General features: G+C 54.0%; 12 protein-coding genes. 6 read left to right on the plus strand and 6 right to left on the minus strand.

What is annotated here, in order from left to right:
• Positions 1-15: 15 nt before the first annotated feature.
• Positions 16-1,455 (plus strand): type I glutamate--ammonia ligase, encoded by a 1,440-nt coding sequence (gene glnA / locus ABSG49_RS10345; protein WP_424026051.1) that lies wholly within the window; start codon positions 16-18, stop codon positions 1,453-1,455.
• Between the two features lie 869 nt (positions 1,456-2,324).
• Here glnA (ABSG49_RS10345) and ABSG49_RS10350 read toward each other — a convergent pair.
• Positions 2,325-2,678, minus strand: a complete 354-nt coding sequence (locus ABSG49_RS10350; protein WP_424026052.1) for a hypothetical protein — start codon at positions 2,676-2,678, stop codon at positions 2,325-2,327.
• A gap of 168 nt (positions 2,679-2,846) precedes the next feature.
• Here ABSG49_RS10350 and ABSG49_RS10355 point away from each other — a divergent pair, with 168 nt between their 5' ends.
• On the plus strand, positions 2,847-3,995 hold the full coding sequence (locus tag ABSG49_RS10355; protein WP_424026053.1) for a hypothetical protein: 1,149 nt from the start codon (positions 2,847-2,849) through the stop codon (positions 3,993-3,995).
• Positions 3,996-4,124: 129 nt separating this feature from the next.
• Here ABSG49_RS10355 and ABSG49_RS10360 read toward each other — a convergent pair whose 3' ends face one another.
• The 3 genes from ABSG49_RS10360 to glnA (ABSG49_RS10370) all read right to left on the minus strand — a co-directional run bounded on the left by ABSG49_RS10360 (position 4,125) and on the right by glnA (ABSG49_RS10370) (position 7,251).
• Positions 4,125-4,454: a P-II family nitrogen regulator gene (locus tag ABSG49_RS10360; RefSeq protein ID WP_424026054.1), complete on the minus strand. Its 330-nt coding sequence runs from the start codon at positions 4,452-4,454 to the stop codon at positions 4,125-4,127.
• A 15-nt stretch (positions 4,455-4,469) separates the two neighbouring features.
• Complete coding sequence (locus tag ABSG49_RS10365) at positions 4,470-5,675, minus strand: ammonium transporter (RefSeq protein WP_424026055.1); 1,206 nt, start codon at positions 5,673-5,675, stop codon at positions 4,470-4,472.
• A gap of 250 nt (positions 5,676-5,925) precedes the next feature.
• Positions 5,926-7,251, minus strand: coding sequence for a type I glutamate--ammonia ligase (glnA, locus tag ABSG49_RS10370; RefSeq protein WP_424026056.1), 1,326 nt, complete (start codon positions 7,249-7,251; stop codon positions 5,926-5,928).
• Between the two features lie 121 nt (positions 7,252-7,372).
• Between glnA (ABSG49_RS10370) and ABSG49_RS10375 the strand changes: the two genes are divergently transcribed.
• Genes ABSG49_RS10375 through ABSG49_RS10390 form a run of 4 tightly spaced genes read left to right on the plus strand, consistent with a single transcriptional unit; the run spans position 7,373 to position 11,704 of the window.
• Positions 7,373-8,422, plus strand: a complete 1,050-nt coding sequence (locus tag ABSG49_RS10375; RefSeq protein ID WP_424026057.1) for a class II glutamine amidotransferase — start codon at positions 7,373-7,375, stop codon at positions 8,420-8,422.
• Positions 8,419-9,930 carry a glutamate synthase-related protein gene (locus ABSG49_RS10380; RefSeq protein WP_424026058.1) on the plus strand — a complete coding sequence of 504 codons (1,512 nt, stop codon included), beginning with the start codon at positions 8,419-8,421 and terminating at the stop codon, positions 9,928-9,930. The genes ABSG49_RS10375 and ABSG49_RS10380 overlap by 4 nt, the downstream gene beginning before the upstream one ends.
• Positions 9,931-9,932: 2 nt before the next feature.
• Entirely contained in the window at positions 9,933-10,676 is a 744-nt protein-coding gene (locus ABSG49_RS10385) for a GltB/FmdC/FwdC-like GXGXG domain-containing protein (protein ID WP_424026115.1), read from the plus strand.
• Between the two features lie 5 nt (positions 10,677-10,681).
• Positions 10,682-11,704, plus strand: coding sequence for a Coenzyme F420 hydrogenase/dehydrogenase, beta subunit C-terminal domain (locus tag ABSG49_RS10390; RefSeq protein ID WP_424026059.1), 1,023 nt, complete (start codon positions 10,682-10,684; stop codon positions 11,702-11,704).
• Positions 11,705-11,782: 78 nt separating this feature from the next.
• On the opposite strand, the gene cca is transcribed toward ABSG49_RS10390, so the two are convergent.
• Positions 11,783-13,165, minus strand: a complete 1,383-nt coding sequence (cca, locus tag ABSG49_RS10395; RefSeq protein WP_424026060.1) for a CCA tRNA nucleotidyltransferase — start codon at positions 13,163-13,165, stop codon at positions 11,783-11,785.
• The gene (thpR, locus tag ABSG49_RS10400) at positions 13,159-13,698 is read right to left on the minus strand and encodes an RNA 2',3'-cyclic phosphodiesterase (RefSeq protein ID WP_424026061.1); all 540 of its coding nucleotides are present in this window, start codon (positions 13,696-13,698) and stop codon (positions 13,159-13,161) included. The genes cca and thpR overlap by 7 nt, the downstream gene beginning before the upstream one ends.
• Between the last annotated feature and the right edge of the window lie 6 nt (positions 13,699-13,704).

Here is a 13,704-nt window from a genome sequence, read left to right on the forward strand (position 1 = left end):
AAAAAAATGACAGAAATGACAAAAGAGCAAATCAGTGGAGTTCACTCTCTTATCAAAAAGAAGAATATCAAGATTGTTGACTTAAAATTCAACGATCTGCCGGGCCTGTGGCAGCATTTCTCAATCCCTGCTTCGGAGCTGAACGATTCCACTGATCCCAAGTCCGGTATCTGGTCGGAAGGAATCGGATTCGACGGCTCCTCAATCCGGGGATTCCAGAAAATCCAGGAGTCCGACATGCTCCTCTACCTGGACACCTCCACAGCAGTTGTCGATCCGGTCTGTGAAGTACCCACACTCTCGATCATCTGTGATGTATTCGATCCTCTTACCAAACAGGCATATACCCGCGATCCACGGTTTATTGCCCACAAGGCGGAAGAATATCTTAAATCCACCGGTATTGCGGATGAGAGTTTCTGGGGGCCGGAGTACGAGTTCTTCCTGTTCGATGATGTCAGGTATTCGCAGAGTGTCAACCAGGGATTCTATTCAGTAGACTCCATTGAGGGCAGCTGGAATTCAGGTCGCGACGAGCAGCCGAATCTCGGTTACAAGCCACGGTACAAAGAGGGTTATTTCCCGGTACCACCCCACGATTCGCTCCAGGATGTCCGGAGCCAGATGATCCTCAAGATGATCGAGACCGGTATCCCCGTCGAAGTACACCACCATGAGGTTGCGACCGCAGGACAGAACGAAATCGACATGCGGTACAGCTCGCTCGTCAAGATGGCGGATTACTGCATGATGTACAAATATATTGTCAAGAACATGGCCCGAGACTTCGGCATGGTCGCAACCTTCATGCCCAAGCCGCTATTTGGCGACAATGGATCAGGTATGCACACCCACCAGTCGCTCTGGAAGGACGGGAAGAATCTCTTCTTCGATGCAAAGGGATACGGGATGGTTAGCCAGACCGCAAAATATTATATCGGCGGCCTCCTCAAGCATGCGAACGCGCTCATGGCATTCTGTGCACCATCCACCAATTCCTATAAGCGGCTCGTGCCAGGATACGAAGCGCCAGTCAACCTCGTGTACTCGCTCCGTAACCGCTCTGCTGCTGTCAGGATCCCGATGTACTCGGAGAATCCCCAATCCAAGCGGATCGAGTTCCGCCCGCCCGACCCGATGTGTAACCCGTACCTCTCCTTCTCGGCCCTGCTGATGGCAGGTATCGATGGTATCAGAAAGAAGCTCGATCCCGGCCAGCCATTCGAAGGCAACACCTACGAACTCGAAGGAAAGGTGGCAAAGAAGCTCCCGACCGTCCCCGGCTCACTTGAGCAGGCGATCGATTCACTCGAAGCGGACCACAAGTTCCTGCTCGAAGGCAGTGTCTTCACGCAGGATGTCATCGATGTCTGGATCGAATACAAACGTGCGGAAATGGACGGTGTCAGACTCCGGCCCCACCCGTGGGAGTTCCACTTGTACTTCGATATGTAAACCACCCTTCTTTTTTCCCTTCTGTTACCTCCTTCTCATCGCTCTGTTCGTCATCGATCCATAATCCCCTCCAATGGCCGGGGACCGATCCATACATGCCCCTTCCCAAGGACGGGACGGGTTAAACCACGTGTTACCCCCTTTTCGCCCGCTCCAATTGACCCATTTGAACATGGTTTTAGACATGGGTCTTTCACGAGGTGAAAACTGCGAAAAACTGCATCTTTGTGCATGGTATAAGACGCGGTTTTTTGCGATTAAGACATGGTTTTTTCCAAAAAAGGGCAAACGGAGCCCTATACGGGCCCGGTTGAGAGGCGCTCCCAAAACAACCCTCCCTCCAACGGAGACCTGGGATCGGGAGGTGGTCGTAATCTGACATCCGCTCATCTCCATGCCCCCGCGATCCCGGGCGTACCCCCGTTCCCGTTCAGCGGCTCGCCGTCCCGGCGGAGCTCGATGAGGCTAGTGGTTCCCGAAACGCGGAAGAACCGGAGTCACCCATACGGGACAACAGATCCAGAGCTCCATGAACCGGCAGAGACCCGGTAACACGAGTTTGAGCCGGGCGAGAGGTTCGACAAATTGACTCTCTATCTCCGTGAGCGATCCGTGAAGCCGCCTGCTCCGCACGATCGGAACTACGACCGTATACGTTGCTGCATGGATTACTAAGTCACAGACGCCGCTGCGTTCCCTCTTGCAGATGGTGACAAAGCCCCGGGCCCATGCAACGGCAACACAGCATCGATCGCTGTTTTTGGCGGCCGCCCCGGCTCACAATCCAGCCTTGCTGCGCTCCGGCATGACGGCCGGCACATTAATAACTTACAGAAAATCCAAAAAAAAATATTCATCCCGGATTACGATTATTCTAGGACCCTTCGGAGCTTTGTCTCTATATGCGCTGATACCGGGTAATAGCCCGGTGTGGAAAATGAACCCGTGCCCTGCGAGACTGCCTCTTCCAGATCATCTTCCGAAATCCCGTGCTTCTCATGATCCACGATTTCGTGGAAGAATATTTTACCCCCCCCGGGCATAATCCGGCACAGGGATTTCCTGTCGTTCTCTGTCCGGATATAATAATAGGACGATCCAATAAGCGAACGGTGATACTCCTCGAGCTGTTCCAGAATATCATCATACGCCGGAACCGATGCATCCGGCATGATATACCGCGGCAATGGTTCGATACTGACGGTTTTCTTCACGCTCGACATTTCCCCCCCCATTTTCTCTGTCCCAAACCTGTTTACACAGTCTGGTATACGAAGGCAATATCTTTCTTATAGATATATAACTTTCTATAACGACAAATTATCCTGACTGAAGTGAACGGGAAGGCAGATTGTTATCTACTATAACGGCAGAGATTCTTTACTGTAATCATGATCCCGTGGCTGAACTCCAATTTCAAACATTTCAAACCGACAGCGGCAATCGCCATCAATGCCACGCGGCACATGAACAAGATAGAGCGGAAAAGACTTTTTTCTCCGGACATCGAACCTATGCGAACTGCTGAAGGCCGGTGGTTTGAGGCGATCGTGTACGAGATGTTCTTGGACATCTCAAAGAAATCCGACACGATCAAGTATCTCGCGATGAAAGGTGCCGATGCCCCGCGATATCGCGAGGAGGTCCGGATCGGCCAGAACGGGCTTTTCTATTCCAAGTACGGCGATATCACCATCCGGGGCAACGGCCAGGATCTCGCCGAGTTTGACATGCTGCTTGTGGATTCGGATAACCATGTCGCATTTGCCGAAGTTGTCACATCCCCTTCAGACTTAAAGGAGTTTGAAGTGGAGATTGCGTACAAGAAAAGACTCCTCGGCTATCTCTATGGTCAGAAGGTCACGCCCTTCCTCCTTGTTTCCTCCTTTGACCTCTCGAACTACTCCGTGGTAAAACGCCTTGCAAAAGACAGAACCAACGCAATCATCCATACCAGTTCCTGCGAGCAGATCAAGGGACTCGTCAAACACTACCGCCCGCGGATCATCTACAACCTGCCGGAGAACCATCCCAAACTCATTCGTGCAACGGATATCCCGATGAAACATCCTTTTGACTACAAGCGTTACCATGACGAGGTTAAAACCAGACTGTTCACCGAGATCGCCCGGACACCCGGACGGATCTGCCCGGTGATCACGGACCAGACCGGTGCGCTTGTCAAAAAAGTTCTGTATGGGGGTCTGTTCCCGCCAGCAATCAAATCTGTCTGCGATACGTATGGGCTGACCGTGAAAGGGAGGAAAATCACACCGGAAGAGTTCCCGAAATACTATTCCAAAGCGATCATTGCCACAGACCTGCCGGGCTATGAACTGATCATTTACCTGCGCTCAAGGCAGAAGAAGGAATATCATAAGATGATCCAGATGAAGGACGGGCATTTCAAGTTCGAACGTCCGACGCCACCAAAGGTGGGCTTTTTCCTCTGGCTGGAGACGATCCAACCCACGTTTGGGGCACGAATTACCCTCCAGGTGCTTGATGCATTTTCAATCTACGAACGATCGAAGAAGTAATTTTTTTTAAAACTAATGATCCCCGCAGTCCATCTTTTTTGACTGCGGGATCAATCATATGCAATGCCGGGATGTAGTGATTCCGGTTATTCCAGAGATGGTAGGGGGATTAGAACCGGTGCTCTCTGATTATACCTCCATTTCCCCGGTGCGGATCCGGATCGCTTTCTCAACTGGAATGACAAAGATTTTCCCGTCGCCAATCTTTCCGGTCCTGGCCGATTCGGTGATGGTGGTGATCGCTACGTCGACATCCTTTTCTTTAACTACAATCTCTATCTGGATCTTGGGTAGCATGTCGACAGTCATTAAGCCTCCCCGGTATTCGAGAGAGATACCTTTCTGCGTACCTCGTCCACGGACCTCGGAAGTAGTCATGCTGATGAAGCCTTTATCTTCCAGCGCTTTTTTGACAAACTCGAACCGTTCTGGTTTTAGGATAACTTTTATCATTTTCATGTTGTTCACTCCCGATTAGCACTGCTCCCCGTGCTGCGAGATATCAAGGCCGACATACTCTTCCTCTTCGGTGACACGCAGGCCAATGGTCTTATCGATGACTATTGCAAGGATATAAGTCACCAAGAAGGCATAAATGACTGCCGCACCGGCACCCACGACCTGCGAGATGAACTGACCGACATTACCTTCAATGAGCCCCGATTTGCCGTTGATCGCTGCTACAGCAAAGATACCCGTCGCGAGCGCTCCCCAGAGGCCGCCCATGCCGTGGACTGCCCATGCATCAAGGCTCTCATCGACCCATTTACTCTGCCTCCAGAGCATGATGCTGTAGCAGAGAATACCTCCGACCGTACCGATAATAATCGCTGCCATCGGTGTCACATAACCGGCTGCTGGGGTAATGGCGACGAGTCCAGCCACTGCTCCGGAGACAAAACCGAGCGAGCTCGGCTTGCCACCATGGGCCCACGAGACGAGCAACCACGCGATCGCACCCGCTGCTGCTGCCGTGTTGGTGGTGACGAATGCGACTGCTGCAAGCCCGTTCGCGTCAACCGCACTGCCCGAGTTGAACCCGAACCAGCCGAACCAGAGCAGGGCCGCACCGAGAATAGACCACGGGATGTTTGCCGGCTCCATCGCGTATTTGCCATAGCCGACACGTTTTCCGATCACGAGGGCAAGGGCAAGAGCTGCAAATCCTGAGCTGATGTGGACGACCGTGCCTCCGGCAAAGTCTATGGAGCCGAATTGTGCTGTCCAGCCTCCCCCCCATACCCAGTGGGCGAGGGGATCATAGACAATCGTGGTCCAGAGTGCCGCGAAGATCAGGTACGAACTGAACTTGATCCGCTCGGCAAATCCTGAGGTTACGATTGCCATGGTCACCGTAGCAAAGACGAGCTGGAAGACCATATACAGCAGCCCTGGTATCGCCGTACTGTACGGCCCCGGGTTCATGCCCACATTATTCAGTCCGAGGTACTGTAAGTTGCCGATGAACCCGCCGACATCCGGACCGAATGCAAGGGAGTACCCAAGCAGCACCCACTGGATGCTGACGAGCGCAAAGGCAACAAACGACAGGGTGATCATGTCGATGAAGTTTTTCTTCCGGACAAGACCACCATAGAACAATCCTACGCCCGGCGTCATGATCATGACGAGCGCCGTTGAGGCAAGGATCCATGCTGTTGCTCCAGAATCTATTGCCATTCAATTCTCCTGAAATAATCAATGATGCTTGTTTTTCTCATTCTCAAGTAAAATCCCGACCGGAACGGTCGAGGATGGCCACTCTGCCAGAGGGCCGATACCGGATGATAAATCCGGTGAACCGGTCCGCTGCTGGATCATTAATTCCTGTTCCTGTTTTCTCCGGTTTTTGAATGATGTAAGTTTGTAAATTATTGGAAGGAAGTTATCTTCCTAGTTATTTAAAATTAACGTTTATGGTTGAAAAAAATTAGTATGTTGCCAAGTACCTGTCCAGTTCCCATGGGTGGACCGCAAGCCGGTAGGCATCGGTCTCGGCTTCTGCAATACGTGCTAGGTTTTCGACAATCAGGTCGCCCAATGCATCGCAGAGCACCTTATCCTTCATCAACAACGCCTGTGACTCGGCAAGGCTACCTGGCAGCATCTCGATCTTCATCTTCTTCCGTTCCTTCTCACTCAGGTGGTAGATGTTCACGTCCGTGCTCTCCGGAGGCATTATCTTGTTCTTAACCCCGTCAAGTCCTGCAGCAAGCATGCAGGCGAATGTGAGATACGGGTTGCACATCGGGTCCGGGCTTCGGAATTCCGCGCGGGTACCGTTGCCCCTAGCGGCGGGGACCCGGATCAGGGCAGAGCGGTTCGTGGTGCTCCATGAAATGTAACACGGAGCTTCAAAGCCGGGGACTAGACGCTTGTAGGAATTGATGGTCGGGTTTGCAACCCGGGTGATCGCCTTCGCGTGTTTCAGGAGACCCCCGATAAAGTAGTGGGCGGTCTGGCTGAGCCCCTTCTCAGAATCCGCATCGAAGAAGGCATTCTTGCCCCCTTTCGAGAGGGAGCAGTGCGTGTGCATACCGCTGCCGTTGATGCCGGCCAGGGGTTTTGCCATGAACGATGCGTGGAGACCGTACTTCAGCGCGATTGCCTTTGTTGCGAACTTCTGGGTGATGACGCGGTCAGCAGTGGTGACGGCATCCGTGTATTTGAAGTTGATCTCGTGCTGGCTTGCTGCGACCTCGTGATGGGACATCTCGATCTCAAAACCCATCTGGGTCAGCGAGAGGACAATGTCTCTTCTGACATTTTCAGATGCGTCATTCGGAGCAAGATCAAAATACGCTCCGGTGTCCGAAAATTGAGTCGTTGGCTTCCCGTCAACACGGTTGAAGAGGAAAAACTCAAGTTCGGGGCCAGTATTGAAAATATAGCCCATCTTTGCCGCTTCGGCCATGATCTTTTTAAGGGCATAACGGGGGTCGCCCTCGAACGGCTTGTTGCCGTACGTGTAGACATCACACACGAACCGGGCAACCTTGCCATCTTGGGGTCTCCAGGGAAGGACCGCATAGGATGCCGGGTCTGCCTTAAGGAGCATATCGGACTCTTCAATCCGCGTGAACCCCTCGATGGATGACCCGTCGAACCATGTTCCCTCGGTCAGGGATTTCTCTGCCTGAGCCACGGGGACAGCGGCATTTTTAGGCATGCCTAGCACATCAGTGAACTGGAGCCGGATGAATTTTACATCATCAGCCTCGATTTTCTTGAGCAACTTGGATACGTCAGCTGACATAATGGCAAAAAGGTTCCACCCAATTACATTTATATTTTATTAACTAACCTCAATGGGAAGAATGCTCACATTCAATTTCCATTACGTTTCAGTACTATAGACCATTCCGATTTGTGATACTATGTGTGGTATAATAGGTGTCATCGACAAGCGCCGTCAGTGTATTGACGGAGGGAGTATAAGAAACTCGTTAGCTATAATGGACGAGCGTGGTAATGGCGAAGGCGCCGGCTATGTGGCCTACGGGATTTACCCGGACTTTGCGGATGCCTACGCGCTTCATGTCTTTTTTAACAACGTTCATGAAAATAAGCCGGTACTTGACCGGGAGCTCGAGAAACGGGGAACCATTGTTCACGATGAGGAGATCCCGACCTTTGCTTCAAAAATCAAAAAAGTGCACACACCATGGCGATATTTTTTCAAGCCCGACCCGAAGATGGCACCGGAACAGAACACTCCCGCTGATGACATCATCATGCACATCGTCATGAGCACAAACACCGCACGCAACGGCACTCTCATCTTCTCCTCCGGTAAAAACCTTGGGGTATTCAAAGCATCCGGCTGGCCGGAAGAGGTGGCCGATTTCTACCGCATCCAGGACTACAAGGGTTACCTCTGGCTCGCCCACAACCGCTACCCGACCAACACGGCTGGCTGGTGGGGCGGAGCACATCCGTTCAACCTCCTTGGGTGGAGTGTGGTTCATAACGGAGAGATCACATCGTACGGCACGAACCAGCGGTATATCGAGAGTTATGGATATAAATGTACGATGTATACCGACACGGAAGTCGTGGCGTACCTTGTGGATCTGCTGGTCAGGAAACACGGACTATCAGAAAAAATGGCAGTTCGGGCACTCGCTCCCCCGTTCTGGAACGAGATCGACCGCATGTCGCCAAAGGAGGAAGAGCTCAACCGTGCAATCCGCATGGCGTACGGCCCCGCCATGATGAACGGCCCGTTCGCAATCTGCGTAGCCAATGAAAATACCCTCTTCGGCTTCACCGATCGTATCAAACTGCGGCCAATGGTAACCGGCGAGCATGGTGATCGACTCTACATCTCGAGCGAGGAAGCTGCCATCCGCAGGATTGAGCCCCACATAAAAGATGTCCACATGCCGAAAGCCGGCGAACCGGTTATCGGGAGGGTCATCGCATGAGTATAGGCAGTCTCCCACTTCGGTTCAAAGTGGAGATCGATCCTGATTTGTGCATGCAGTGCGGTCGGTGCGTTGAGAACTGTTCATACGGCGTATACCGGATGGAGGGTGACAAGATCCGTATCAATTCGCGCAACTGTGTTGCCTGCCACCGCTGTACCGCCTTCTGTCCCCGCGATGCCATCAGCATCTACGAAAAACCCACCGATTACCGGAGCCACCCGGTCTGGACACGCGAGATCCGCGAAGCTGTGTTCAACCAGGCAAAAACCGGTAAGATCATACTCGCAGGTATGGGAAACGCTCTCCCCTATCCAATGATCTTTGACCGGCTGCTGCTCGATGCCTGCCAGGTGACAAACCCAAGTATCGATCCCCTGCGGGAACCGATGGAGCTCCGTACCTATCTGGGGAAAAAACCCCGCGCTTTATCTGTCAGAGAACATACCGACGGCGATGTCGAGCTCCTGACAAAACTTACTCCTAACCTCCGGATCGAGACACCGATCATGATCGGGCATATGAGTTACGGTGCGATCAGCCTGAATGCCCAGACCGCTCTTGCAAAGGCAGTGACAAAAATGGGGACCTTCATGGGAACGGGTGAGGGAGGACTCCACGAATCACTCTATCCGTACCAGAAGCACATTATCGTCCAAGTCGCATCGGGACGCTTCGGTGTGGACATTAACTATCTCGAACGCGGTGCTGCTATCGAAATCAAGATCGGGCAGGGAGCAAAGCCGGGCATTGGCGGCCACCTGCAGGGCGAGAAAGTCTGTGCGGACGTAGCCTGCACGCGGATGATCCCTGAGGGAAGCGACGCGATCAGTCCTGCGCCGCACCACGATATCTACAGTATCGAGGACTTAAAACAGCTCGTGCACAGCCTCAAGGAGGCGACCGAGTGGAAGAAACCGGTCTTTGTGAAGATCGCAGCGGTGCACAACTCAGCTGCGATCGCGGCCGGTATCGCACGCTCGGGTGCCGATGCCGTGGTTATCGACGGGTTCCGTGGCGGCACGGGCGCAGCGCCCCGCGTCTTCCGCGACCACGTGGGTATCCCGGTCGAGGCTGCGGTCGCTAGTGTCGATGCCAAACTGCGCAGCCAGGGCATTCGTAACGAGGTCTCCATTATTGCCAGCGGGGGTATCCGCCAGAGCGCAGATGTCGCGAAGATCATCTGCCTCGGAGCAGATGCAGTCTATATCGGTACGTCTGCCCTTGTTGCCATGGGGTGCCGGGTGTGCGGCACCTGCAACCGGGGTGTATGCGCCTGGGGCATTGCGACCCAGAAACCCGAGCTGACAAAGCGTCTGGATCCCGAGACAAACGCGGTGCAGGTAGCAAACTTGATCCACGCATGGACCGACGAGATCGCAGAACTTATGGGAGCCGCTGGCATCAACAGCATCGAGAGCCTGCGGGGCAACCGCGACCGGCTCAGGGGCTACATGATTGACGAAGGATTACTGAACGTGCTCGATGTGAAAACGGTGGGAGCATGACGGTGAACCCGGTGACAATTGATGCAAAAAACCTCCATTACACGCCACTCAACCAGCAGATCCGCCGGGCCGTAGCAGAGGGGGTAAAGGAGATAGTCATCAATAATGTGCTTGGCCAGCGGTTCATTGCTGACGGATTGCGTGGCGACCAAGTGACTATTACGATAAACGGCGTACCTGGCGGCGATTTGGCGATGTTCATGAGCGGCCCGACCGTTATAGTGCATGGCAACGCGGACCATGCGCCTGGCAATACGATGGACAAGGGGAAGGTAATCATTCACGGGAGTGCTGGTGACGCAGTCGCCCACAGCATGCGGGGTGGCCGGGTTTATGTCCGGGACAATATCGGGTACCGCGGGGGTATCCACATGAAGCAGTATATGGAGAAGCGCCCGATCGTTGTGGTCGGGGGCAGCGCCCGTGCATTCCTCGGCGAGTACATGGCAGGTGGCCTCCTCATCGTCCTCGGGCTCAAAGGAGCTGAGCCAATCTCAGAGCAGGGTGTTGGTAGTGGCATCCATGGGGGAGAGATATTTGTCCGTGGCCCGGTTGATGATCTCTATCTCGGAGTCGGGGCGAAACAGGCGCCGGTTACAGATGAGCAAAAAGCAATGATCCGCCCGATTATCGAGGATTTCGCCAAATCGTTCGGTATCGATGTGACCCCCCTGCTTGCATCGGAATATACCCGAATCGCCGCTACCAGTGCCCGGCCGTTTGCAAGCAAATATACATGGGAGTGAAAGCGATGGCAGAAAAAAGTTATCTCGATTTGAAAAGCGAGGTCTGGGATACGGGAAGATGCTCGGGATGTGGTGCATGCGTGGCAGTTTGTCCTGCCGACGCGCTGTTCTTTGACGAAGGGGAGATGATCACCAGTCCCCGCAGCAACGGGTATTGTAAGCAGGCGACCGACAATGTCCCGTGCGGCGCATGTTACGCCGTTTGCCCGCGGGCAGCTGACCAGCCATCACAGACACTCGGGGATTACCTTGAACTCATCTCTGCCAAAGCCGCCATTGACGTGCCGCGTAAGCAGAGCGGCGGTGCAGTGACAGCAATCCTTGCCAATGCACTGGATGAGGGACTGATCGATGCCGTGGTGACCGTTACGGAAGATCACTGGACACTCCGTCCCTCATCGGTCGTTATCATGAAATCTGATGTCCTCATCCAGCAGGCCGGTAGCCGGTACAGCTGGTGGGTACCCCTCCTTGCCGCGCTCAAGTACGCGATCGTGGAGAGAAAATTCAAAAGAATCGCTGTTGTCGGGGTCCCCTGCGCAGTTCAGGCCGTGGATAGGATGCGAAAGAGTGACAATGATCTCCTCAAACCCTACGCGAAGGCGATCCGTCTGGTGATTGGATTATTCTGCACGGAAACCTTCGATTACACAACACTGATCGAGGGAAAACTCCACAGCCACTACAAGCTCGAACCACATGAGATCCGAAAACTGGATGTCAAGGGCAAACTCGAGATCCTCAAACAGGATGGAACAATCACGATCATCCCGCTCGCAGAGCTGGAGACCTGCATCCGCAAAGGTTGCCATTTCTGCACGGATCTTACCGCGGTCCACTCAGATCTCTCTGCCGGTGCAATCGGCAGTCCCATTGGGTCTACTACCCTGATCATCCGGACACTGACCGGAAAGGGTATGGTTGACAGTGCTGTCCAGCACCAGAAGCTCACCATTGCTGCCGGTACCGACAAAGCAGTTATTGAAAAACTGGCTTCATCGAAGATCAAAAAGAATTCCAAAAAATAATAATTCAGCAGATCGCAGTCCCATCTCTTTTTTATTGATTCCCGCCCCGCAAGAGATGTTGCAGGTATGCAATCCTCATCAGGTGCTCGAATGGAGGGTATCCTTCTCGTGACGGACAAGCGGTGAGCAACGGTTGAAAAATCCGGCAATGAATGAGGAGAATGCCGGGCTCCAGCACTCCCTGCCTTCGTGCACCTGCCAGCCGTTTGCGAGGGACTGGCGGACATGTTTCCCGAGGCTGACCTGCCGGAGCCCCTCAGACCGGAGCAGATCCCCGGCGTTCCTGAACTCGCAGGAGACTTCCGTCTCGTACCGGCCGTTATTGATATAGGGCCCCGGAAGGGAGGAGGCACGGTGTTTGGTTCGGAATTTTTCCGCATTGACCCGGTTCCAGACCGGGGGTCCGAGGTGGTTGCGGATCGCCGGTAATTCAGCGACAAGCAGCTCAACGAGGATCATGCATTGTTCACGCCCCATCAGGTAATGCGCATGGTGGACAGAGAACCCGTTGCGTTCAAGATGTTCGCAGACTGCACGGGTGCTGCGCTTCAGCTGGGGGACAACGATCTCCTCAATATATGGCGGAGTTGTAAAGGTGATCCCATACAGGAATGTCCCCCGGTCTTCCAGAAGACCGGTGAGATCACCGGGCGTCATCGAGTGTGCTTCCGGCAGTCCGAAAAAGGATTCCGACGGGGATTCGAGATAACCCCGTGCAAGTTCCACGAACTCCGCCATGCGGTCAAGCGATACCGCAGCGGCGACATTCCGTTTCGGGTCCACCGGATCGATCATCACCAGCGGTTCGTCAAATTCCTTTGCCGCATGATCTTCCAGATCGATGATCGTCTGTGGCTTCCACTCAGCCACGGCCTTCAGCAGCAGAGTGAAGCCCCCGTAGTAGAGGATGAGCAGCTCGCAGAGATACCCGGAGAACCCCTCAGTCATCTGGTCAGAACCATAGATGCCTCCGGCTTTGGTGAACCGCTTGAGGAGCAGGACATCATCGATCATGCCGTTGATCTTCTCCGTAATGTAGCGGGTATGGAAGGGTGTGCGATCCACGGCGCTCTGGATTCTGGCTGCACTGTCAACATTATAACAGGGAACGAGATCCACGTCAACGTCCTCGATCGTGGCATTGATGTACGGATGCTCGGCATACTTTTCATAATACTTGTCCGTGAGAGCCGCAGCAATACCCCTGGCAAGAGAAAGCCCCTGCTGTTCGAGTTCCTCCCGGGACAGGGACGGGTCAAAAAGCATGAACACGTCAAGGTCGCGGTCTCCCCGCACCCACGTCTGCCGGGCAACAGACCCCACGATCATCCCCTCGGCCTTCCCGCTCTGCCGGATACGCTCGAGCACCCGCTGTGCAATACTGCACACATGGTCCTTCTCTTCCTGCGAAGGTCGCAGTGAGGCAAGCACCGTTTCTTCAAGAGGGAGCCGGTTCACCATTTCACCTCGAGCACATCCTCATACACCGGCCCCCGGGAAGTCAGGATGCTCTTCTTGAGTTTCATACCATTGACGGTGCAGCTGCCATAGGACCGGCCCCTGAGCTGGTCCAGAGCAGTGAAGAGGGAGGAATCCGGGGATTTCACGCGGGCAACGGTCGCGTGGGGAGTGAGGCGCCGGTCTTCCCGGGCAAACCCGAGAGGCGAAAGCCCCGCTTCAATGAGACCCAGGAGTTGTTCCCCGTTCCCGCCATCATCGATCGCACACCAGACTGTATGCGGGCGTTTCGGGTTGTTCACGGTCACGTCTCCGGCCGTGACCGTAAATGGCGTAAAGGTAATTTTATTCAGGGCATCCTGCACCTTCGCGCATTTTTTGTCATCGACCTCGCCAAGAAACTTCACGGTGATGTGGATGAGTGCCGGATCGACAAACGTGAGCCGGGCGGAACACCCGCGGAGCACCTGCTGGGCATCCTTAAGCCGGTCCCGGATCTCCCCGGAAAGTTCGAGCGCGACAAACATCCTGACCATTACGGT

This window comes from Methanoregula sp. (genome assembly GCF_049510175.1).
In the GTDB taxonomy this organism is placed as follows: Archaea; Halobacteriota; Methanomicrobia; order Methanomicrobiales; family Methanospirillaceae; genus Methanoregula.

What these genes read in the sequence shown, in the direction of transcription:
- glnA (WP_424026051.1), top strand. Translation starts at nt 16, where the DNA reads ATGACAAAAGAGCAAATCAGTGGAGTTCACTCTCTTATCAAAAAGAAG.
- ABSG49_RS10350 (WP_424026052.1), bottom strand. Translation starts at nt 2,678, where the DNA reads ATGTCGAGCGTGAAGAAAACCGTCAGTATCGAACCATTGCCGCGGTAT.
- ABSG49_RS10355 (WP_424026053.1), top strand. Translation starts at nt 2,847, where the DNA reads ATGATCCCGTGGCTGAACTCCAATTTCAAACATTTCAAACCGACAGCG.
- ABSG49_RS10360 (WP_424026054.1), bottom strand. Translation starts at nt 4,454, where the DNA reads ATGAAAATGATAAAAGTTATCCTAAAACCAGAACGGTTCGAGTTTGTC.
- ABSG49_RS10365 (WP_424026055.1), bottom strand. Translation starts at nt 5,675, where the DNA reads ATGGCAATAGATTCTGGAGCAACAGCATGGATCCTTGCCTCAACGGCG.
- glnA (WP_424026056.1), bottom strand. Translation starts at nt 7,251, where the DNA reads ATGTCAGCTGACGTATCCAAGTTGCTCAAGAAAATCGAGGCTGATGAT.
- ABSG49_RS10375 (WP_424026057.1), top strand. Translation starts at nt 7,373, where the DNA reads ATGTGTGGTATAATAGGTGTCATCGACAAGCGCCGTCAGTGTATTGAC.
- ABSG49_RS10380 (WP_424026058.1), top strand. Translation starts at nt 8,419, where the DNA reads ATGAGTATAGGCAGTCTCCCACTTCGGTTCAAAGTGGAGATCGATCCT.
- ABSG49_RS10390 (WP_424026059.1), top strand. Translation starts at nt 10,682, where the DNA reads ATGGCAGAAAAAAGTTATCTCGATTTGAAAAGCGAGGTCTGGGATACG.
- cca (WP_424026060.1), bottom strand. Translation starts at nt 13,165, where the DNA reads ATGGTGAACCGGCTCCCTCTTGAAGAAACGGTGCTTGCCTCACTGCGA.
- thpR (WP_424026061.1), bottom strand. Translation starts at nt 13,698, where the DNA reads ATGGTCAGGATGTTTGTCGCGCTCGAACTTTCCGGGGAGATCCGGGAC.